At 57.5% G+C, this 2746-nt stretch carries 3 protein-coding genes; 2 read left to right on the top strand and 1 reads right to left on the bottom strand.

All coding sequences use genetic code 11. The features are described 5' to 3' along the window. On the bottom strand, nt 1-511 hold a 511-nt coding region (locus V7665_RS13380; RefSeq protein ID WP_335665031.1), incomplete at its 3' end, for a DUF721 domain-containing protein. A gap of 27 nt (nt 512-538) precedes the next feature. On the opposite strand from V7665_RS13380, the gene V7665_RS13375 reads away from it, so the two are divergent. Together V7665_RS13375 and V7665_RS13370 are read left to right on the top strand one after the other, a co-directional pair. Beyond that, nucleotides 539-1606 (top strand): A/G-specific adenine glycosylase, encoded by a 1068-nt coding sequence (locus tag V7665_RS13375; RefSeq protein ID WP_335665030.1) that lies wholly within the window; start codon nt 539-541, stop codon nt 1604-1606. After that, the coding region (locus V7665_RS13370; protein ID WP_335665029.1) for a serine hydrolase domain-containing protein at nt 1603-2746 on the top strand (1144 nt) is incomplete at its 3' end. The genes V7665_RS13375 and V7665_RS13370, both read left to right, overlap by 4 nt.

Raw genomic sequence — 2746 nt, 5'->3', positions numbered from 1 at the left:
TGAGCGAGGCGGGCAGGGCGACCCTTTTTTCCTTATCTTTCTTGGGCGTTACGACCCCTTGCCTGAATCTTATCTGACTGACCGCGCCATAGCCGAAGAAGCGGTTGACCCGTTCGATGATTTCGGGCGCGATATGTTGCATCATCGTCGCATAAGCGCCGCCAACCAGCAGATGCAATGTCCCGCCCTCTTTCTCGCCGCGCGGAAAACGGATCGATTCGGGCAGCGACACCGCAGCATAGCGTTCGCCAACAATCTCCGCCCAGCGGCTGACCACCGAGCTCTGGATGAAACCATAGCGGCGAAAGGCGGCGCGGCCGATTTCCGGCACCAGGTCGGAGATGCTTTTCGCCGGCCCGCCGCGCGGGCGCTGGTACTTCTGATATTTCTTGGCTACTGGTTTTTTGGTTGGTTTTTTGGTGGCATTTATCGGGGAATTTTTGGACGCAGGCTTCCCGTTTTCGACGGTTTTCGCCTTTTCATCGCCAATATTGTCAATTTTCTTCGCCATTATGTCCTTTTATGGCATGGCGCGGCCATGGCCGTCGATAGTTTACCCGCCACAGCACGTAAAATTACCGCCAATATCGGTGCACATTATGTGGATAAGGCGAGAATATTGCCCTGGCGGTCGCCGCCGGGTAGCAATTTGCCCGATCCTTATCATGTCTGGCTGTCCGAAATTATGCTCCAGCAGACGACGGTTGGTGCGGTGAAAAGCTATTTCGAGAAATTCACCCGGCGCTGGCCGACGGTTCAGGATCTGGCGCGTGCCGATGAAGCGGACGTGATGGCGGCATGGGCCGGGCTGGGCTATTATGCGCGGGCGCGTAATCTTCATAAATGTGCCGTGGATGTTACCGAGAAAATGAACGGAATCTTTCCTCGGAAAGAGTCTGAACTGTTGGGGCTGCCCGGAGTGGGCGCCTATACCGCAGCCGCGATTGCCGCCATTGCCTTTGGCGAACGGGCAGTCGTCGTCGATGCCAATATCGAGCGGCTGGTGGCGCGATTATTTGCCATCGACACGCCGCTGCCCAAGGGCAAGACCGAAATCCGGGCGGCGATGGACGCGATCACGCCAAAGCAAGGCGCCGGTGATTTTGCCCAGGCCTGCATGGATATGGGTGCCACGATCTGCACATCGAAAAATCCGAAATGCGACATCTGTCCGGTGCAAAAGCAATGCGCGGCTCATGCGCTCGGCACTATGGAATATTTCCCGGTGAAGCCGGCGAAAAGGGCCAAGCCGGTGCGCCGGGCGCGGTTTTTCTGGATCGAGCAGCAGGACAGAATATTGCTGGCGACCCGGCCACCAAAAGGCATGCTCGGCGGGATGCGGGCGCTGCCGGACGACGGCTGGGCAGCGGGCAATGATGGCCACGCCACGCCGCCGATGGCGGGCGAATGGCGGGTGCACGACAATATCGTGCAGCATAGTTTTACCCATTTTTCGCTCGAGGTCGATTTGGCAGTTTATCAGGACGAAAAAATCGTTACTAACAGTGATGATAATATCTGGTGGGCGCTGGATGATATAGCGGAAGCGGGATTGCCGACCCTCTATGCCAAGGCCGTGAAATGGAAATTGAAGGAAGAAATATGACCGCTGAAAAACCTGCAACATCGTCACTTGGTTCTCCATTTTCCCGGCGCTCCGTGCTCGGCGGTATCGGCACCGGCGCTTTTCTGGCCGGCATGCCCGGCATTGCTTTTGCCAAGGAAATGGGGACGAGCTTTCCCGGCCTGACCAGGATTATCAACGAATATGTCGCGGACAAAAAGGTCGCTGGCATGCTCGCGATGATCGGTTTCGGTCAGGCGCCGCCGCAGGTGATTTCCGCCGGTTCGCTCACGCTCGGCGGTGCCAAGCTGGTCGACAGCAACACTTTGTGGCGGATGTATTCGCAGACCAAGCCGATCACCGGCATGGCGACGATGATGCTGGTCGAAGACGGTCTGATTTCTCTCGATCAGCCATTATCCGACTTCTTCCCCGAATTTGCGAATATGCAGGTGCTGGTCGATCCCGAAGGCGCGCTCGACAATGTCGAGCCGGCCAAGACCCCGATCACTATAAGACAGTTGCAAACCCATACCGCCGGTCTGGGATATACGATCATATCGAAGGGGCCGATCCAGAAAGCCTATCTGGCTGCCGGCCTGACCCCCGGACGGGTGAGCCGCAATCCCATCCCCGGAGTTGATCCCGGAGCGCCCACCCCGGACATCATGACCTTCATGAAACGCCTCTCGGAATTGCCGTTGGTCTATCAACCCGGAATGCAGTGGAGCTATTCGCTTGGCCATGATGTGCTGAGCGCGGTGATCGAAAAAGTGTCCGGCAAACCGCTCGACCAGTTTCTGCACGAGCGCATGTTCGGACCGCTGGGCATGGCCAGCATATTCTATAATGTTCCCGCCGACCGGGCGATCGATCTCTCGGACAATTATGCGCCATTTGGCGGGTCGCTGTTCTCGGTCGATCCGGGTGCGACCAGCATTTTTCTCGACAAGCCGGCCTTTTCTTTTGGCAGCACCGGCCTGGTTGGAACCGCTGGCGATTATGACAAGTTCCTGCAAATGCTGCTCGGTTTCGGCAAGCTCGGTGATGTCCAGGTGATGAAGCCGGAAACGGTCAAGCTCGGCATCTCCAACCTGCTGCCCAAAACCGCCAATACCAAAGGCACCTGGGTGGCCAATCATGGCTTTGGTGCCGGTGGACGCTCTGGCCTTGGTACCGACG

The sequence above is a fragment of the Parasphingorhabdus sp. genome (assembly GCF_036964675.1).
GTDB lineage: Bacteria > Pseudomonadota > Alphaproteobacteria > Sphingomonadales > Sphingomonadaceae > Parasphingorhabdus.
Note: the sequence above shows the minus strand (reverse complement) of the source record. Positions and strands in the feature narration are given on the sequence as shown.